The following is a 723-nucleotide window of genomic DNA, read 5'->3' as shown; positions in this document are numbered from 1 at the left end:
CGGGCCCTCGATCCAGTCGGCGAACACGGCCAGGTCCTCCAGCGCGAGCGCGGGGCGGGCCTGGACGTCCTCCACACCGACCCAGCCCTCGCCCACGGACGCCAGTGCCTCGATCGTGGCCCCGTCACGGAAGGCCAGCCGCACATGGAGCCACCGGGTGGAGCGCTCGCCCTCCCGCACCTCCCACGCGGGCCACACGGACACCGCACCCTCCGCCGGAGAGCGATCGGAAAGTTGAAGAAAGGATGCCTCGAGCACACAGGCAACGTAACGGGGTGATCAGTTTCCCTCCGTAGGAACACGCACCCCGGACGGCGGACGGCACCCTGTCAGCGGAGTGCGGGCGGTGCCATGCTGGGAGGCGCCGGCGGTGTCCCGCCGGTCCCCCTCGGGGTGAGGAGTTCCCCGTGCTGCGTGTCGCCGTCGTCGGAAGCGGACCCAGCGGGTGCTACACCGCCCAGCATCTCGTCCAGCTCGACCCCGGGGCGCGGGTCGACGTCCTGGACCGCCTGCCCTGCCCCTACGGCCTGGTCCGCTACGGTGTGGCCCCGGACCACGAGAAGATCAAGTCGCTGCAGAACGGCCTGCGCACGGTGCTGGAGCACGAGCGGGTGCGGTTCCTCGGCGCGGTGCCGGTCGGGCCGGACGGGGTGCCGGCGGCCCGGCTGCGGGAGCTGTACCACGCGGTGGTCTTCTGCGTGGGCGCCGCCGCGGACCGCCGTC

Annotated in this window: 2 protein-coding genes; one reads left to right on the top strand and one right to left on the bottom strand. The window is 73.0% G+C overall.

Annotation, left to right across the window (positions count from 1 at the left end; translation table 11 throughout):
- The coding region (locus CCN29_RS09305; protein WP_442538288.1) for a DUF6214 family protein at positions 1–204 on the bottom strand (204 nt) is incomplete at its 3' end.
- A 203-nt stretch (positions 205–407) separates the two neighbouring features.
- Between CCN29_RS09305 and CCN29_RS35710 the strand changes: the two genes are divergently transcribed.
- The coding region (locus CCN29_RS35710; RefSeq protein WP_442538287.1) for an NAD(P)-binding protein at positions 408–723 on the top strand (316 nt) is incomplete at its 3' end.

It is taken from the genome of Streptomyces pseudogriseolus (assembly GCA_002154585.1).
Classification (GTDB): Bacteria; Actinomycetota; Actinomycetes; order Streptomycetales; family Streptomycetaceae; genus Streptomyces; species Streptomyces pseudogriseolus.
This window is presented reverse-complemented; position numbering and strand designations above follow the sequence as displayed.